Consider the following 16367-nt stretch of genomic DNA (forward strand, 5'->3'; position numbering starts at 1 on the left):
TTTCACCTCAGGTGAGAACGCACCCAGCGCGCCACGCTCGCCGCCGCCTCCTCCGGCGTGCCCTCGTCGGTGCTGACGACCGTGTCGAGGCGTTTGCGGAGCTCGGCGGCGAACTCGAGGTGCTGCTCGATGTTGCGTTCGCGCCAGGCCGGTCTCGCTTCCAGCCTCGCTCGGCGGACGTCGTCGTTGCAGTCGAGGGCCGCGAAGTGGGTGTCGCCGACCCACTCCCGGAGGGGCAGCTCGTCGAGCTGCTCGGGAACGAACGGGCAGAGCAGAACGGTCGACCGTCCGCCCTGCGCGAGGCCGTGCGCGACGGCCAGCCAGGCGTCGCGGAAGCCGGCCCAGTCCATCGGGTCGGGCAGACACATCCGGCCGAGCGGGTCGATCAGCCAGTCGACGTCGAAGACCGCGCACTCGGGGAGGGCGTCGATGAGCGGTTGGGTGATCGCGGTCTTGCCCGAGGCGGACGCTCCGGCCACGACGAAGAGCGGGAGCCGCTTGGCGGGGACGTCGTTCCCACACTGCGTACACCGCGCGACCTGCCGCCCGTCCTCGGTGACGGCGGGCTTCATCGGGATCGGGTCGTCGCAGTTCTGGCAGTAGTGCATCTGGCTCATTGTCGCGCTCCGCGCGACGAACCGGGTGCTTGAACGCGGTCCCTTCCACCGCGGCCCAAAGTTTCGGTCGCCTGCCCGGTGCCGGGCGGCAGGCCGCGGAGGAAAGGACCGCGGCACCCGGCTGCGATCCTGCCTCTACCCGTTGAGGTACGCGAGGACGGCGAGCACGCGGCGGTGCCCGTCCTCGACCTCGGACAGGTCGAGCTTGGCGAAGATGTTGCCGATGTGCTTGGCCACCGCGGCCTCGCTGACGACCAGCGAACGGGCGATCGCGGCGTTCGCGTGGCCCTCGGCCATGAGCGCGAGCACCTCCCGTTCGCGCGCCGTGAGCCGCGTCAACGGGCCGGTGTCGCGGCGCTGGACGAGCAGCTGGCGTACGACGTCGGGGTCGATCACGGTCTGCCCGTCGGCGACCCGTTCGATCGCGCCGACGAACTCGGTGATCTCGCTGACCCTGTCCTTCAGCAGGTAGCCGAGCCCCGCGGTGCCCGGGGACTCGAGCAGGTCGGCGGCGTACGCGGACGCGACGTACTGGGAGAGCACGAGGACCGCGAGCGTCGGGTACTTCTCCCGCAGCCGAACCGCCGCGCGGAGGCCCTCGTCGGTATGGGTCGGGGGCATCCGGATGTCGGTGATCACGATGTCCGGCCGGTGCTCGTCGACCGCGGCGACCAATCCCACCGCGTCGCCGACCGCCGCGGGCACGCGGTGGCCGAGGCGTTCGAGCAGGCTGACCACGCCTTCGCGGAGCAGGACGGCGTCCTCGGCGATCACGATCGTGAGGGAACGGGTCCCATCGTCGGGCACGGAATCTCCAGGGTCAGCACGGTGGGTCCGCCGGGCGGGCTGGACAGGATGAGTCTGCCGGCTACGACCGCGAGCCGGTCCGCGAGGCCCTGCAGCCCGCTGCCGTTCGCGGGGTCGGCGCCGCCCACGCCGTTGTCGGTGATGCCGACCACGAGCTGGCGGCCGTCGTGCCGGGCGTGGACGAACGCGACCGACGCCTGCGAGTGGCGGGCGACGTTCGTGAGCGCTTCGGTGACGACGAAGTACGCGGCGCTCTCCACCGCGGGTGGGAGCCGCTGGTCGAGCCTGAGGTCGAGCTGGACCGGCACCGCCGACCGCCCGGCGACCTCCGCGACGGCGGCGGCCAGACCGCGGTCGGTGAGGACCTGCGGGTGGATGCCGCGGATCAGGTCGCGGAGCTCCTGCAGGGCGACCTTCGCCTCCCGGTGGGCGTCCTTGACGAGCGCGCGGGCCTCTTGGTTGTCGGGGTTCTCGCGGCCGAGCTCGAGCTCCGCGACGCCGAGCCGGAACGCGAGCGAGACGAGGTGGGCCTGCGTACCGTCGTGCAGATCTCGTTCGATCCGCCTTCTTTCCGCCTCGAACGCGTCGACGAGGCGGGCCCGCGAGGTGACGGCCTCGACGTACTGCGGCGCGTCGACCGAGCCGACCAGCATCACCCGCGCGATCTTCGCCCGGGCACCGACGACCACGCAGGCGAGGTAGGCGGCGAACGCGTACGCGATCGGCAGGATGCCGAGGAACAGCGCGCTCTCGCCCCAGCTGTCGATCTGCCAGTCGAAGAACGCGACCGAGTCGTCGCCGAGCGTCGGCATGATGATCGCGGCGAGCGGGAAGCCGATGAGGTTGAGGCAGAGGAAGACGCCGAGCAGGTCGCCGATCAAGACGGCCGAGACGACGACGAACGCGTACGCGAGCTCGCGCCAGGTGGCGCCCTCTTTGAGGCGCTCCTTCAGCCAGAGCCTCATTGGTTTTGCTGGGAGCTGCTTGTGCGGGCTGGGGGCGGGCTCGCGGTCGACGAGGCCCAGGCGTCGGCGTTCGAACGCGGCCACCGGGATCGCGAAGAGCGGGATCGCGACGAGGACCGCGGCGCCGATGACCGTGATCGAGGCGAGCAGGCCGAACCCGACCATGCCGATCAGGACGAGCAGTAGCACCAGGCCGAAGACGCTGCTGGTGACGAGGTAGCCGAACGCGCGCCACGGCCAGGACGAGGTGAGGAACCTCAGCGGTGGCAGGCGGATCGCGTCCCAGGCGGTGACCGGCTCTTTCTTGGCCTTCTGTGCCGTCTGGTCCGTCTGGTTCGCCGCTTGGGGTGGGACGGCCGGGGCGTACTGCGGGGTCACCTGCCCGACGTTACGGCTTCGCGGCCGTCCCGGTCGGTAGCGCTAGGTGGAGTCGCGGGTTCCAGCCCGCTCCAGTACCTCGCGGAGGTTCTGGAGCTGGCCCGAGTCGGTGCGTTTGATGGCCGTGCGGATGACGGGGCCGAGGAGGACGGTCGGGAACCCGCTGATCTGCAGGTCGGCGGTGAGGGTGGCTCGGGTGCGTTCGCCTTCTTGGCTGAGCTTGTAGACGTACTGGGCCGTCACGCCGCCTTGCTTGTTCACGATGGTGACGGAGCGGCCGGGCTCGATGGCGGTGATCTCGGCTTGGATCGTCTTGCCGCGGGCCTCGTACGTGACGGTGGTGCCGTCGACGCGCATGGTGTCGACGCCGTTCATCCAGCGGGGGGCGCGGTCCCAGGCGGTGAGCTCGGTCCAGACCTCGGCGACGGGACGGTCGATCACGGTGTCGACCTGGAACAGTCTTCGCATGCCGGCGAGCATCTTGGTTTGTTGCTCGTGGCGCTTGGACGGAATTCACATCACGGGGACGAAGCCGGGCTCCTGCTGGCCGACGTCGTACGCGGCGCGCTGGGCTTGCCTGTAGGCGGACGGCGTGACGCCGGTGTGGCGGCGGAAGTCGCGGATGAAGTGGCTCTGGTCGAACCAGCCCCACTCGGCCGCGATGCCTGTCCACGTGGTGCCTTCGTTGAGGTCGAGGGCTTGGAGGACTCTTCTCAGGCGGAGGATGCGGGCGAGGACGCGTGGGGTGAGGCCGACGACGCGGACGAACTCGCGGTCGAGGTGGGCGTGGGTGATGCCTAGCTCTGTGGCGAGCTCATGGATCGGGCGTCGCGGGTCCTGCTCGAGGTTGGCGATGGCTTTCGCGGCGCGTTGCCAGTTTGGTGGTGGTCGCAGGCCCTCGCTGAGGGTGGCCTCGACGGCGTCGAGGCAGTCGTGCGGCGACTTGTCGTGGAGGGCGTCGCGGAGCGCTGTGGCGGCGGGCCAGGCGTGCTCGAGGTCTTCGACGCGTCCGCGTAGTGGTGACGGGTCGACGCCGAACAGGGCCCGGCAACCGACTGGTGTGGAGACGATGCCGACCGCGTGCGTCTCTGCCGTCGGGGCGTTGAGCACGGGACCGTCGTGCGGTCCGGCGAGCCAGCCCCGTTCGGCGAGGAACGGCTCGCCTTCGCCGTTGCGTGGGGTCTCGAGGATGGGGGAACCGAGGACGAAGACGGCGACGGTGGATCCCGTCGGCGCGATCCGCTCGCTGTTGTGCATGAGCTGGCCGCGGGCGTACCAGATCGACTCGACGAACGGCTCCAACGGCTCGGGCGGCCGGCGCGTCACGTACTCGAACTCCGCCACCCCTCGGACGCTACCGCCGAACCGCCTTCGCGATACGCCCAACGATACGGACGTCACAAGTCCACCTTTGCTACTACAGGCGTAAAACATCCCAGCGCCCGCGCGGTTGCTGATACGGACGTAAAACGTCCGCTCTTGGTGTTACCGGCGTAACAGATCCCGGTGTGGTGATACGGACATAAGACGTCCACCTTCCGCGATGCGAGCACAGACCTCCCGCGCCCGCCCTTGGTGATACGGCCGTAAGACATCCCGCCCACCGATACGGACGTAACAAGTCCACCTTTGCTACTACAGGCGTAAGACAACCCAGCACCCGCCCGCTTGCTGATACGGACGTAAAACGTCCGTTCATGGTGTTACCGGCGTAACAGATCCCGGCATGGTCCGGATCAGGCAGGCCCGAAGGTCTCGGCGTGCAGGAGGTCGAGCGCGACCAGGACCGCTCCGCGCAGGACGGGGGCGCCGCTGACGGTGCCGGCGACGACTTCGGTCGGCAGCGGGACCCGTTCGGCCACCCCAGTCGCGACGCGCGAGGCCAACGCCGTGCCCCCGGCGCGGCCGACGGTGCCGGCGAGGACGACGGTGCCCGGGTCGAGGATCGAGCAGATCCCCGCCACACCCACCGCCACCCGGTCGGCGAGCTCGTCGAGGAAAGCCTCCGACCCGGCGATAACGACACCCTCCAGCCCGCCAGACGAATCCACCCCATGCGCACGGGCAAGGGCCAGCACAGACGCCCCACCCACGAGCTCCTGGAACGTCCCCGTACCCACCGGCAGATAGGCCGTCTCCCCCGCACCACCAGAAGCGCCCCGATAAAGCTGCCCGCCCAACACGACGGCCATCCCGATCCCCGACCCCAACGACAACAGCGCGAACGAGGACCGCCCCATCATCGCGCCCAGCCGGTGCTCGGCGAGCCCGACCAGGTTCACCTCGTTCTCCAACAGCACCGGCACATCGAGCCGAGAACGCAACCCAGGCAGCAGATTCGCGTGCCACGTCGGCAAGAACGCCGCGAAGCTCAAATCGCCCGTTGAAGGATCGACCAGCCCCGGCGTCCCCACGACCACCGTCCGCAGCGCAGACACCGACGCCGAGGCAGAAGCCGCAACCACAGCAGCGTGCACCACCTCAACCGGCGAAGAAGAAGCGTCGAAAGGCACCTGCGCCGACCCGACTGTCCGCCCCGTCACGTCGGAAACGACAGCCAGCACAACGCGAGGCCGCACCTCCACCCCGGCGACGAAGGCCCGATCCGCCACCACCCCGTACAGCGCCGCGTTCGGCCCGCGCCGGTCCGTCCCCGACTCCCCCACGACAGCGACCAGCCCGGCGGCCTCCATCCGATCGACCAGGTCCCCGACCGTCGGCCGCGACAGCCCAGTCAAGGAACGCAGCTGCGGCCGAGTCAGAGGCCCACGGGAGAGCAACAGGTCGAACGCCTTCCGGTCGTTCAGCTGGCGCACCAGCGCGGGCGACGCCGGGCCTTCGCGCTCGGAACCCACCGGAACCTCTTTTCATCAGGAACCCTGCCTGTTAGTTTCGGAACATACACCGACTCGGGAGGGCAACGCACGTGCTTGCACAGTGGCGGACGCCGGTGCGACGCCGGTTCCCCCTAGCCGTCTACTTCTTCCTCGTCGGGTTCGTCCCGGCGAACTGGCTGGTCCGCATCCCCGACGTCAAGGAGCAGGTCGGCGCGTCCGCCGCGTCACTCGGCCTCGCGCTGCTCGCCGGGTCGGTCGGCGGCCTGCTGATGACGCCGCTCGGCGGCCGGCTCGCGATGCGGATCGGTACGCGGCCGCCGATCGCGTTCGGCGCGGTCCTGCTCTCGCTCGCGATCGTGCTGCCGGCCCTCGCCACGAACGTCCGCTGGCTCGGCGCCGCGCTCATCGTGCTGACCGTGATCCACTCGATGTTCAACGTCTCGCTGAACTCCGCCGCGGTCGAGGTCGAGGCCGCGTACGGGCGCTCGATCATGCCGACGCTGCACGGCACGTACAGCGTCGGCGGGCTCGTCGGCGCGGTCGTCGGCGGGTTCGCGGCGGGACGCGTCAGCCCGACCGTCCACCTCGCCGTGATCGGTGCGCTGAGCCTGGTCGTGGTCGCCCTCTTCGCACCGAGGATGCTGCGGGCGGACGCCGGCGGCACCACTCCCGCAGCGCACACCGACCCGAAGCAGGCGACGCCAGCGAGGACCAAGCACCTCGGCATCATCGTGCTGTTCGGCGTGATCGGACTCTGCACCGCCTGGGGCGAGTTCGCCGCGAACAACTGGGCCAACCTGCACCTGCGCGAGAACCTCGGTGCCTCCGCCTCGGTCGCAGCGTACGTCTTCGCCGCGTACTCCTGCGCGATCGCCGCCGGCCGTCTCCTCGGCAGCCCGGTGATCCGGAGGATCGGCGCGACGGCCGTGCTCACTGGCGGCTTCCTGGTCGCCGCCGTCGGCATGGTCAACGCCGCCTGGGCCAGCCACATCGACGGCGGCGGCCTACCGCTCGCGATCGCCGGGTACGTGCTGCTGGGCCTCGGCCTCGCGAACGTCTACCCGATCGCCATCGCCAGAGCCGGAGCGATCGGCGGCCCGCGCGGCGTCAGCCGCGTCGTGCTCCTCGCCGGCGCGGGCATCCTCGGCCAGGGCCCGATCATCGGCTTCCTCGCCGACCAGTTCGGGCTCCCCTGGGCGCTCACCACCGTCCCGATCCTGGCCGTGATCGCCGCCGGCATCGGGCTCTCGCTACGTCGCTACAACAACTACGCGGCCGTCCTGCCGGCCGTCGAAACCGAACGGAGCCAGGCGTGACCGACCGCTACGAGACGCTCGTCCCCAAGCCCAACGAGGCGCGAGCCGCCGCGGGCGAGTTCGAGCTCGGGCCGGACACGGTCCTCGTCGCCGACGACCTCGCGGCCGCGGATGCCGTACGGCTGCTGCTCACCACGCTGCGGCTCCCCCTGCGGCCCGCGAGCCAGGCCGCCAGAAACGCCGTCACCGTCCGCATCGACCGCACCGTCGGCGGACCCGAGACGTTCCAGCTGAAGGTCACCACCGACGGCGTCACGATCGTCGGCGCCGACCTGGACGGCGTATGGCACGCCACCCAGGTCCTCAAGCAGCTGCTGCCCGACGACGCCTGGCGCGCGGTCGGCCGCCGCGGCACCGCCTGGCGCGTCCCGGCCGGCGAGGTCGCCGACTCGCCGGCGCTGTGGTGGCGCGGCGGCATGCTCGACGTCAGCCGCCACTTCTTCCCGAAGCGGACGCTCCTGCGGTACGTCGACCTGCTCGCCATGCACCGCATGAACCACCTGCACCTGCATCTCACCGACGACCAGGGCTGGCGGATCGAGAGCCGGCTGCACCCCGAGGTCCACGAGCAGGGCAGCCACCGCCCGTACACCCAGGCCGGCCGCGACCGCTCCGCCGGACGGAACGACGGCACGCCACACGGCGGCTTCTACACCCTCGACGACCTGTCCGAGGTCACGACGTACGCTGCCGAGCGCGGCGTCACGATCGTGCCGGAGATCGACCTGCCCGGACACTCCTCCGCGCTGCTCGCGTCCCATCCGGAGTTCGGCATCGGCGACCACCAGGTGCTGACCGGCTGGGGCATCTCCTCCGGCGTACTGAAGCCGACGCCGCCAACCTTCGAGTTCGTCGCCGAGCTGGTGGGCGAGCTCGTCGAGGCGATCCCCACCGGGTACGTGCATCTGGGCGGGGACGAGTGCGTGATGAAGGACTGGGCGACCGACCCCGAGGTGACCGCGTACCTCGCCGAGGTCGGCCTCAGCCAACACGAGGAGCTGCACGGCCACTTCCTCCGAGCGCTGGGCGGCCGGCTGACCGAGCTCGGCACCCGGATGGTCGTCTGGGACGAGGCGTTCGTCACCGGCGGGCTGCTCGAGGACTCGATCGTGATGGCCTGGCGCGGCGACGGCGTCGCGCGGCGGGCCGCGGCGGCCGGGTACGACGTGGTGCGGGCGCCGGTGTTCCCGACGTACCTCAACTACGACCAGTCCGACAGCCCGGACGAGCCGCTGTCGCAGGGCGGGCCGATCCTGCTGTCGGAGGTGGCGGAGTGGGAGCCGCTGCCGTCGGAGTGGTCAGAGGCCGAACGGGCTCACGTTCTCGGTGGCCAGTTCCAGGCGTGGTCGGAGTACATCCCGAACGAGCGGCACCTCGACTACCTGATGTTCCCGCGGGCATCCGTGCTCGCCGACGTCGTGTGGCGCGGTGGACCGGCGGTCGACCTGCGCCTCGACGCACACCTGGGCCGGCTCGCAGCGGCGGGCGTGGAGTTCCGGCCGTTCGAGGGCAGCCACCCCTGGCAGCGCGGCGGAACGGGCGACCGGCGGCGGCAGACCGGTTCGACGATGGACGCCGAACGTGCCCACCACGAAGAGATCTCGGTCGTCGCCGACGTCGTGACGACGACGGGCGCGCATTAGTCGCAAACCCACCGGACCGGCCTCGTCGGCCCTTGGACTCGTTCAGTGGCCTGAGCTGCCCGAGGGCCGTCGCGGCCGGTCCGGTACTTCGTACTCCCACAACCCGGGAGGCGGGATGTTGTCCTCGCCGTCCTCGGCGGACGGCCGGCGGCGACCTAGGCTTGATCGGTACGCCGCCCGCCTGAAGGAGCCTCCCGTGCCTGGATCCCGCATCGTCGCCCTCGGCCACTATCAGCCCGCTCGCGTGCTCACCAACGAAGAGCTCGCGCAGATGGTCGAGACTTCCGACGAGTGGATCCAGAGTCGCGTCGGGATCAAGACGCGGCGCATCGCCGACGACGAGACGGTCGCGGACATGGCCGCCGCGGCGGCCGGCAAAGCGCTGGCGAACAGCGAGCTCTCCCCGTCCGACATCGACCTGGTCGTGGTCGCGACGTTGACCGCCGAGGACCGCTGCCCGAACGTCGCGGCGCGCGTCGCCGAGACGCTGGGCATCAAGGCGGTCGCGGCGTACGACCTCAACACCGCCTGCTCAGGCTTCGTGTACGCGCTCGCGACCGTCGACCACGCGATCCAGGCCGGCGTGGCGCGGAACGCGTTGGTGATCGGCGCCGAGCGGCTGTCCAAGTTCGTCGACTGGACCGACCGTTCGACCTGCGTCCTGCTCGGCGACGGCGCGGGCGCGGCGGTCGTGTCGGCGTCGGACGAGCCGGCGATCAGCCCCGTGCTGTGGGGATCGGTACCCGAGATGGGACACACGATCACGATCGACGGCGAGCCGCAGGTCTTCAAGCAGGAAGGCCAGGCGGTGTTCCGCTGGGCCACCACCGAGCTGCCGAAGCTGGCGCGCGCGGCGTGCGAGAAGGCGGGCATCTCGCCGTCGGAGCTGGCGGCTTTCGTTCCACACCAGGCCAACCTGCGGATCATCGAGCCGCTGGCGAAGAAGCTCGGCGCGGAGAACGCGATCGTCGCGCGAGACGTCGTGGACTCCGGCAACACCTCGGCGGCGAGCGTGCCGCTCGCGCTCGCGAAGCTGGTCGAACGCCGCGAGGTGCCGTCCGGAGCCCCCGTCCTGCTGCTCGGCTTCGGTGGCGGCGTGACCTACGCCGGCCTCGTCATCCGTTGTCCGTGACCGGCTGATACTCGTCGAGCTTGGCCGCGTGCGCGGCCTGCTCGGTGGCGCGGAGCCAGTGCGGGTACGTCACGTAGACGACCTCGGTCGCCTCGTGCTCGGCGTGATAGGTCAGCTCGGTCCCGGCATAGAGGTAGATGATCTCGCCCGGGCCGGCCGTGTAGTCGCCGTCCTTGGTGTGCACCGTGAAGCGGCCCTTGGTGACGATCAGCGCCTCGTCGTACGCCACGATCCACTCGTTGGACTCGCCCGCGCCGTGGTGGACGAAGCCGACGCTCATCTTGGCGTCCGACGTGTGGTCGAGCGCGTCGGCGAGCCGGAGGTCCTGGTCGCCGCGCCGGAACCAGGTCAGAGCCTTGTCGCTGCTGGTGAAGTGCTCCACTCGTGTCATGACCATCACCCTCTCGTAACTGGAGTAGTTTCCACTTATGCCTGAACGCGAGGGTAACCGGAAACCATTCCAGTTGACTGGGTCGGGTTCGCCCGAGCGGGCGGACGCCGCCCGGAACCGGGCGAAGATCCTGGCCGCGGCCGCGTCGGTCTACGCCGAGCGCGGCGTGGACGGGCTCGCGTTGGACCAGGTCGCGGCGGTCGCCGGGGTCGGTGTCGGAACGGTGTACCGGCGCTTCGCCGACCGAGGGCAGCTCGCCCAGGGACTGATGGACGCGCACGAGCAGGCGTTCCAGGCCTCGTTCATGACTGGTCCGCCGCCGCTTGGTCCCGGCGCTCCGGCAGGGGACCGGCTGCGAGCGTTCCTGCACGCGTTCGTCGACCGGCTGTCGACCCAGGCCGACCTGCTTGTGGTGGCGGAGACGGCCACGCCGACCGCCCGCTACGAGAGTGGGGCGTACCGCCTGCACCACGTCCACGTCGTCGCGCTGCTCGACGAGCTGCGCCCGGGCGCCGACACCCACTACCTCGCCGACGCGCTGCTGGCGCAGGTCGCGGCCGCCCAGTTCGTCCGCCAGCACCGCGACGAGGGCCTGTCCGTCGAGCGCATCAAGTCCGGCCTCGACGACCTCCTCACCGCCCTCACCCGAGTCCCGTGATCATGTGCGTGATCATGAAGGCGAACTGGTCGTATACGCCGGGTTTGCCTTCATGATCACGTACATGATCACCGGCTGGGGCGGGGTCAGAGGTTGGTCATCGCCTCGAGGTGGTCGGGGTAGCGGCCGCCCTGGACGTCCACCGCAGCGGCGACGCGGTCGATCTCGGCGAGGTCGTCGGCGGTGAGCTCGACGGCCGCGGCGCCGAGGTTCTCGTCGAGCCGTTCGAGCCGGCGGGTGCCGGGGATGGGAACGATCCACGGCTTCTGCGCGAGCACCCAAGCCAAGGCGAGCTGAGCGTTCGTGACGCCCAGCCGGGCGGCGATCGTGCCGAGGAGGTCGAGCAGGGCCTGGTTGGCCTTGCGTGCCTCCGGGGTGAAGCGCGGGATCCTCGTACGGATGTCGCCGTCGCTGAACGGTGTCGCATCACTCACCGTTCCGGTCAGGAAACCCTTGCCCAGCGGGCTGAACGGGACGAAGCCGATGCCCAGCTCCTCCAGCGTCGCGAGCACGTCGACCTCGGGGCGGCGCCACCAGATCGAGTACTCGCTCTGCACCGCGGTCACCGGCTGCACGGCGTGCGCGCGGCGGATCGTGGCGGCCGCCGCCTCGGACATGCCGAAGTGCCGGACCTTGCCTTGCTCGATGAGCCGCTTGACCGTACCCGCGACCTCCTCGATCGGAACGTCGGGGTCGACGCGGTGTTGATAGAGCAGGTCGATGGTGTCGACGCCGAGCCGGCGCAGCGAGCCCTCGACGGCCTGCTCGATGTGCTCGGGCCTGCTGTTGACCCCGTCCTGCTTACCGTCGGCGTACTGGAAGCCGAACTTGGTGGCGATCACGACCTCGTCGCGGACCGGGGCGAGCGCCTCGCCGACGAGCTCCTCGTTGCGGAACGGGCCGTACGCCTCGGCGGTGTCGAAGAACGTGACGCCGCGGTCGACGGCGGTCCGGAGGAACGAGATCATCTGCTGCCGGTCGCCCGGGTTCGGGCCGTAGCTCTGGCTGATGCCCATGCAGCCGAGGCCGATCGCGGAGACCTCGAGGCCGGAGCCGAGTGTGCGTGTGTCCATGCCCCCGATGGAAGCCGCCCGAGCCCAGAGCGGGCAAGGTCACGTCGTTCCAGGTCCTGACAGAACCCCCTTCGCGGCCCACGGCCGTCGTAGCGTGGAACCCATGGACAACAGGGCCGAGGTGCGGGAGTTCCTCTCGACCCGTCGCGCCCGGCTGACCCCGGAGCTCGCGGGCGTGCCGGTGTACGGCGCCGGCAAGCGCCGCGTCCCCGGGCTGCGCCGCGAGGAGGTCGCGCTGCTGGCGGGCGTGAGCGTCGACTACTACGCGCGGTTGGAGAAGGGCAACCTCGGCGGCGTCTCGGAGTCCGTTCTCGACGCGATCGCGCGGGCGCTGCAGCTCAACGAGGCGGAGCGCGAGCACCTGTACGACCTCGCCCGCGCCGCGCAGGCGCCGGCCAGCCGACCACGGCGGCGGGCCGCGCAGGTACGGCCGAGCATCCTGCGGATCCTCGACGCGCTGACCACCGCGGTGGCGGTCGTCCGCTCGCGGCGGCTCGACGTCCTCGCCGCGAACCGGCTCGGCCGCGCGATGTACTCGTCGATGTTCGACAACCCGGCGAACGGCGCCAACCTCGCCCGCTTCACGTTCCTCGACCCGCGCGCCACGGACTTCTTCCCGGACTGGGACCTGTCCGCGAACAACACGGTCGCGCTGCTGCGGACCGAGGCCGGGCGCGATCCGCACGACCGCGCGCTGACCGACCTGGTCCGCGAGCTCGTGACCAGGAGCGACGTGTTCCGCACGTTGTGGGCCGCGCACAACGTGCGGCTGCACCGGACCGGCATCAAGCAGTTCCACCACCCGGTCGTCGGCGACCTCGAGCTGTCCTTCGAAGCGCTCGCGCTGCCGGCCGATCCCGGGCTCACGCTGACGATCTACACGGCCGCCGCCGGCTCCCCGACCGAGGACGCCCTCAGCCTGCTCGGCAGCTGGTCCACGACCATCGACGAACCCGCGCAGCAGAGCCGCACCTGATCTCCGGCGGACGCGCCCTCGGTCGGGGGCACCCCTGTCCCATCGGCCGGCCCCTCCGCCAAGCGCCGCCAACGCCCGTGATCATGTACGTGATCATGAAGCCGAACTGGTCATATACGCCGGGTTTGCCTTCATGATCACGTACATGATCACGGGGCAGGTCACGGGGAGGTTGGGGTGAGGGGCACCCTGGTCCCCTAGGTTCGGACGTGGGTGCCCCCGACCCAGCCAGCACCGCCCAGCTCGGGATGATCACGCAGGGCTATCGGTGACGCTGCGTACCATTTCGTTCACTTTCGTATCGGTGCGTAACCTTCTGCCCCGGGCTGTCGTTCATTCCACCGAGGCCTTGCACCACCACAACTTCCCCACCACCGCCTAATCGGGTTGGCCCCACCCGAACGGGTTGGCACGTGAGGAGTGTCATGCGCGCCCCGCGCACCCGCTGTACCGATGTGCTTCGTCGTGCGCCGATCCTCGCGCTCGCGACCGCGGCGCTGGTCGTCTCCGTACACCAGCCCGCCCAGGCCGACGGAGCCAGCACCAACCGGCCAGGGACGCTGCTGAATTCCAGCGGCGTCCCGGCCGCAGACTCCCTCAGCACCGACCACCGCGAGGGCCGGATCGGCCCGACCGACGCCCAGCGCGCGCGGGTCACCGAGCTGGGCGCGACGGCCCGGTGGACCAAGTTCGGTACGGTCGCGACCCTCTCGCCAACGACGCCTGACAAGCCCCTCGCGCAGGGCCGCGAAGGGGACCCGGCAGCCGTCGCCCGCGGCTTCGTCGACGCCAACCGCGTCCTGTTCCGGCAGAACGCGCAGAGCGTCGACCAGCTCGAGGTCGTCACCAACGCCCCGCTCCCCGGCACCACGACCCCGGCCAGCGTCGTGGTGCTGAGAGAACGTTTCGGCGGCATCCCCGCCGGCGCGGGCGGTCTGATCACGATCGCCGTCGCCGGCAACCGGGTCGAGTACGCCAGCTCCTCCGCGTACGGCGCCGCGTCCACCCCCGCGAAGCCCACGCTGACCGCGATCACCGCCTGGCGCGCGGCCGCGAGGAGCCTCGGCCGGCAGCTCCCCGGCAACGCCGTGCGTCCGCTGCAGACGCCGACGGACCCGAGGCAGTGGGCCACGTTCACCGTCGCCGGTCTCGCGCAGGTCCAGCAGGTCCGGCTCACCGCGGTCGGCGTGCCCGGGCAGGGCGTGCGGCCGGCGTACGAGACGAACGTCGTCGACGTCCAGAACGGCACCGCGCTCGCCGCGACCTCGTTCGTGGACGCGGTCACCGGCGCCATCCTGGTCCGCGCCAACCGGGTCGACGCCCTGACCGGCAAGGTGCAGAAGGCACCGCCCAGCGGCTTCGACGCCCTGACCGGCAAGGTGCAGAAGGCACCGCCCAGCGGCTGCGACGCCACGCTGACCGGCTGCGGCGTGCGGCTGAGCTCCGGACCCGTCAACGCGATCTCGAGCATGCTCGCCGGCGGTCCGCAGGGCGACAACGGCCTGGGCGGTCTCGGCGGCAGCCAGGGCGAGAACGCGATCACGACCGAGGCCTGGAGCAGCCCACTGAGCGCGGCCGGCGCGAGCTCGCCGCCCTACGGGAGCCCCGCGCCGAGCCGGGAGTTCGCTGACGTCTGGCGTACCTCCGGCTGCGACGTCGCCAACCTCACGCCGGGTGGCAACGACATCGACGCCGCGGTCAAAGAGGTCTTCACCCGCCACAACGCGCTGCACGACTGGACGTACGACCTGGGCTTCACCGAGCGCACCGCCAACCTGCAGCGCGCGAGCGCGACGTCCGGCGACCCGGAGGTCGGGTACGTGCAGTCCGGCGCGCTGACCGGCGGCTACCCGACGTACCTCGGCCGGAACAACGCCAACCAGGCCACGCTGCAGGACGGCATCCCCGGCATTACGAACCTCTATCTGTTCCAGCCGGTCGCCGCGCAGTGGTACGGCCCGTGCGTGGACGGCGCGTTCGACCCGACCGTCGTCGCGCACGAGTACGCGCACGCCGTGACCGAACGGCTGGCCGCCGGCCCCGACCTCGGGCTGTCCGCGCCGAACGCGCAGGGGCTCGGCGAGTCCTGGTCGGACCTGATCGCCGCCGAGTATCTGCTCGCGCACGGCGAGACCGGCCGCGGCGAGGCCCGCGCGACCGCGATCGGCGGGTACGTCGCGGGCAACCCCAAGCGCGGGATCCGCAACTACCCCGTCGGGTCCAGCCCGCTGAACTTCGGCAACCTCGGCTACGACCTCGCCGGCCCCGACGCGGCCGCCGACGGCGAGATCTGGTCCGCCGCGAACTGGGACGTCCGCGCCGCCCTGATCGCCAAGTACGACAAGGCGTTCCCCGTCGCCAACGCCGAACTGCAGCAGGCGTGCGCCGCCGGCGAGCGCCCCACCGCCCAGTGCCCGGGCAACCGGCGCTGGCTGCAGCTGGTTTTCGACTCGTTGCTGCTCCTGCAGCCCGACTCCGGCATGCCGACGGCGCGGGACGCGCTGCTCGCCGCCGACCGGCTGCGCTTCGGCGGCGCCAACCAGGCCGAGATCTGGCAGGCGTTCGCGCACCGCGGGCTGGGTATCGCGGCCACGCTGACGCCGCTCGGCGCCGCGCGTCCGGACTTCACCACGCCGTTCGGCGCCGAGGGCACGCTGCTCGTCAAGGCGGTCGAGGCCTCCTCGGGCCGTCCGCTGGCCGCCGCGATCCGCATCGGCCGCTACCAGGCCGGTACGTCGCCGGTGACGACCACCGACGCGCGGGCGGGCGTTCCACGCCATCTGCACTTCGTGCCGGGGACGTACGACCTCACCTGGTCGGCGCAGGGATACGGCATGGGCCGCGCGCGGGTCACGATCGTCGCCGGCCGGACGTCGTGGCTGACGCTGCACCTGTCCCGCAACGTCGCCTCCGCGACGAACGGCGCTCGCGCCGCCGCCGAGGAGCCGAGCGCGGCTGGGCTGATCGACGACTCCGAGGCGTCGGCCTGGTCGGTGACCGGCCGGACGCCGGACGCGATCGGTGCGGCAGCGACCATCGACCTGGCCGGGTCCGCGCCGCAGGCCGTGCGGTCGGTACGGGTGAGCGCGCTCCCCCGTTCGATCGCCGGAACGCCCAGCGCTGACGGCGGCATGCGCTTCGCCAGCCTGCGCAGCTTCGCGCTCGAGGCGTGCAGCGTGGCGTGCGGTACCGACGCCGGTTGGCGGCGCTTCTACACCTCGCCGGCCGACGCGTTCCCGGCCGGGCGGCCGCGACCAGTGACGCCGGACCTGGTGTTCCGCGAGTTCGACGTCCCGGACGTGTCGGCGACCCAGCTGCGTCTGGTCGTGCTCTCGACCCAGTGCACCGGGGCGCCGGCGTACGTCTCCGAACAAGACACCGACCCGCTGTCGACCTCGGACTGCCGGGCCTCGGCGACGGTGCAGGACGCGACCGTCGCCGAGCTCATGGCGTACGGCACCGACCCGGCATCGCGCCGGCCCAGCACCGCGTTCGACGTCTGGGAGTGATCATGAAGGGAAATTGGTCGTATACGACGGGTACGCCTTCATGATCACGTACATGATCACGGGGC

At 71.1% G+C, this 16367-nt stretch carries 14 protein-coding genes; 6 read left to right on the plus strand and 8 right to left on the minus strand.

Annotated features, from left to right (window positions below):
- Positions 1–2: 2 nt before the first annotated feature.
- The 6 genes from JOD67_RS30385 to JOD67_RS30410 all read right to left on the minus strand — a co-directional run bounded on the left by JOD67_RS30385 (position 3) and on the right by JOD67_RS30410 (position 5622).
- Entirely contained in the window at positions 3–617 is a 615-nt protein-coding gene (locus tag JOD67_RS30385) for a P-loop nucleotide/nucleoside kinase family protein (RefSeq protein ID WP_205121128.1), read from the minus strand.
- Between the two features lie 135 nt (positions 618–752).
- Positions 753–1424: a response regulator gene (locus JOD67_RS30390; protein WP_307782610.1), complete on the minus strand. Its 672-nt coding sequence runs from the start codon at positions 1422–1424 to the stop codon at positions 753–755.
- Positions 1388–2767, minus strand: a complete 1380-nt coding sequence (locus JOD67_RS30395) for a sensor histidine kinase (protein WP_205121129.1) — start codon at positions 2765–2767, stop codon at positions 1388–1390. The genes JOD67_RS30390 and JOD67_RS30395 overlap by 37 nt, the downstream gene beginning before the upstream one ends.
- Before the next feature lie 42 nt (positions 2768–2809).
- Complete coding sequence (locus tag JOD67_RS30400; RefSeq protein WP_205121130.1) at positions 2810–3235, minus strand: SRPBCC family protein; 426 nt, start codon at positions 3233–3235, stop codon at positions 2810–2812.
- Positions 3236–3280: 45 nt separating this feature from the next.
- On the minus strand, positions 3281–4111 hold the full coding sequence (locus JOD67_RS30405; RefSeq protein ID WP_205121131.1) for a helix-turn-helix domain-containing protein: 831 nt from the start codon (positions 4109–4111) through the stop codon (positions 3281–3283).
- A gap of 392 nt (positions 4112–4503) precedes the next feature.
- Positions 4504–5622 (minus strand): ROK family transcriptional regulator, encoded by a 1119-nt coding sequence (locus tag JOD67_RS30410; RefSeq protein ID WP_205121132.1) that lies wholly within the window; start codon positions 5620–5622, stop codon positions 4504–4506.
- A 71-nt stretch (positions 5623–5693) separates the two neighbouring features.
- On the opposite strand from JOD67_RS30410, the gene JOD67_RS42170 reads away from it, so the two are divergent.
- The 3 genes from JOD67_RS42170 (at position 5694) to JOD67_RS30425 (ending at position 9695) form a co-directional block, all read left to right on the plus strand.
- Positions 5694–6920: an MFS transporter gene (locus JOD67_RS42170; RefSeq protein ID WP_205121133.1), complete on the plus strand. Its 1227-nt coding sequence runs from the start codon at positions 5694–5696 to the stop codon at positions 6918–6920.
- On the plus strand, positions 6917–8563 hold the full coding sequence (locus JOD67_RS30420; RefSeq protein ID WP_205121134.1) for a beta-N-acetylhexosaminidase: 1647 nt from the start codon (positions 6917–6919) through the stop codon (positions 8561–8563). The genes JOD67_RS42170 and JOD67_RS30420 overlap by 4 nt, the downstream gene beginning before the upstream one ends.
- 196 nt (positions 8564–8759) lie before the next feature.
- Positions 8760–9695 (plus strand): beta-ketoacyl-ACP synthase III, encoded by a 936-nt coding sequence (locus tag JOD67_RS30425; protein WP_205121135.1) that lies wholly within the window; start codon positions 8760–8762, stop codon positions 9693–9695.
- Here the strand turns inward: JOD67_RS30425 and JOD67_RS30430 are convergent.
- Positions 9679–10086: a EutQ-related cupin domain-containing protein gene (locus tag JOD67_RS30430; protein ID WP_205121136.1), complete on the minus strand. Its 408-nt coding sequence runs from the start codon at positions 10084–10086 to the stop codon at positions 9679–9681. The genes JOD67_RS30425 and JOD67_RS30430 overlap by 17 nt on opposite strands.
- Positions 10087–10123: 37 nt before the next feature.
- Between JOD67_RS30430 and JOD67_RS30435 the strand changes: the two genes are divergently transcribed.
- Positions 10124–10744, plus strand: a complete 621-nt coding sequence (locus tag JOD67_RS30435; RefSeq protein ID WP_205121137.1) for a TetR/AcrR family transcriptional regulator — start codon at positions 10124–10126, stop codon at positions 10742–10744.
- Between the two features lie 86 nt (positions 10745–10830).
- On the opposite strand, the gene JOD67_RS30440 is transcribed toward JOD67_RS30435, so the two are convergent.
- On the minus strand, positions 10831–11817 hold the full coding sequence (locus tag JOD67_RS30440) for an aldo/keto reductase (RefSeq protein WP_205121138.1): 987 nt from the start codon (positions 11815–11817) through the stop codon (positions 10831–10833).
- A 103-nt stretch (positions 11818–11920) separates the two neighbouring features.
- Between JOD67_RS30440 and JOD67_RS30445 the strand changes: the two genes are divergently transcribed.
- Both JOD67_RS30445 and JOD67_RS30450 read left to right on the plus strand, forming a co-directional pair.
- Entirely contained in the window at positions 11921–12793 is an 873-nt protein-coding gene (locus JOD67_RS30445; RefSeq protein ID WP_205121139.1) for a helix-turn-helix transcriptional regulator, read from the plus strand.
- Positions 12794–13218: 425 nt separating this feature from the next.
- Positions 13219–16302, plus strand: a complete 3084-nt coding sequence (locus JOD67_RS30450) for a M36 family metallopeptidase (protein ID WP_205121140.1) — start codon at positions 13219–13221, stop codon at positions 16300–16302.
- Positions 16303–16367 lie beyond the last annotated feature (65 nt).

Origin of the sequence: Tenggerimyces flavus (assembly GCF_016907715.1) — a bacterium.
Classification (GTDB): Bacteria; Actinomycetota; Actinomycetes; order Propionibacteriales; family Actinopolymorphaceae; genus Tenggerimyces; species Tenggerimyces flavus.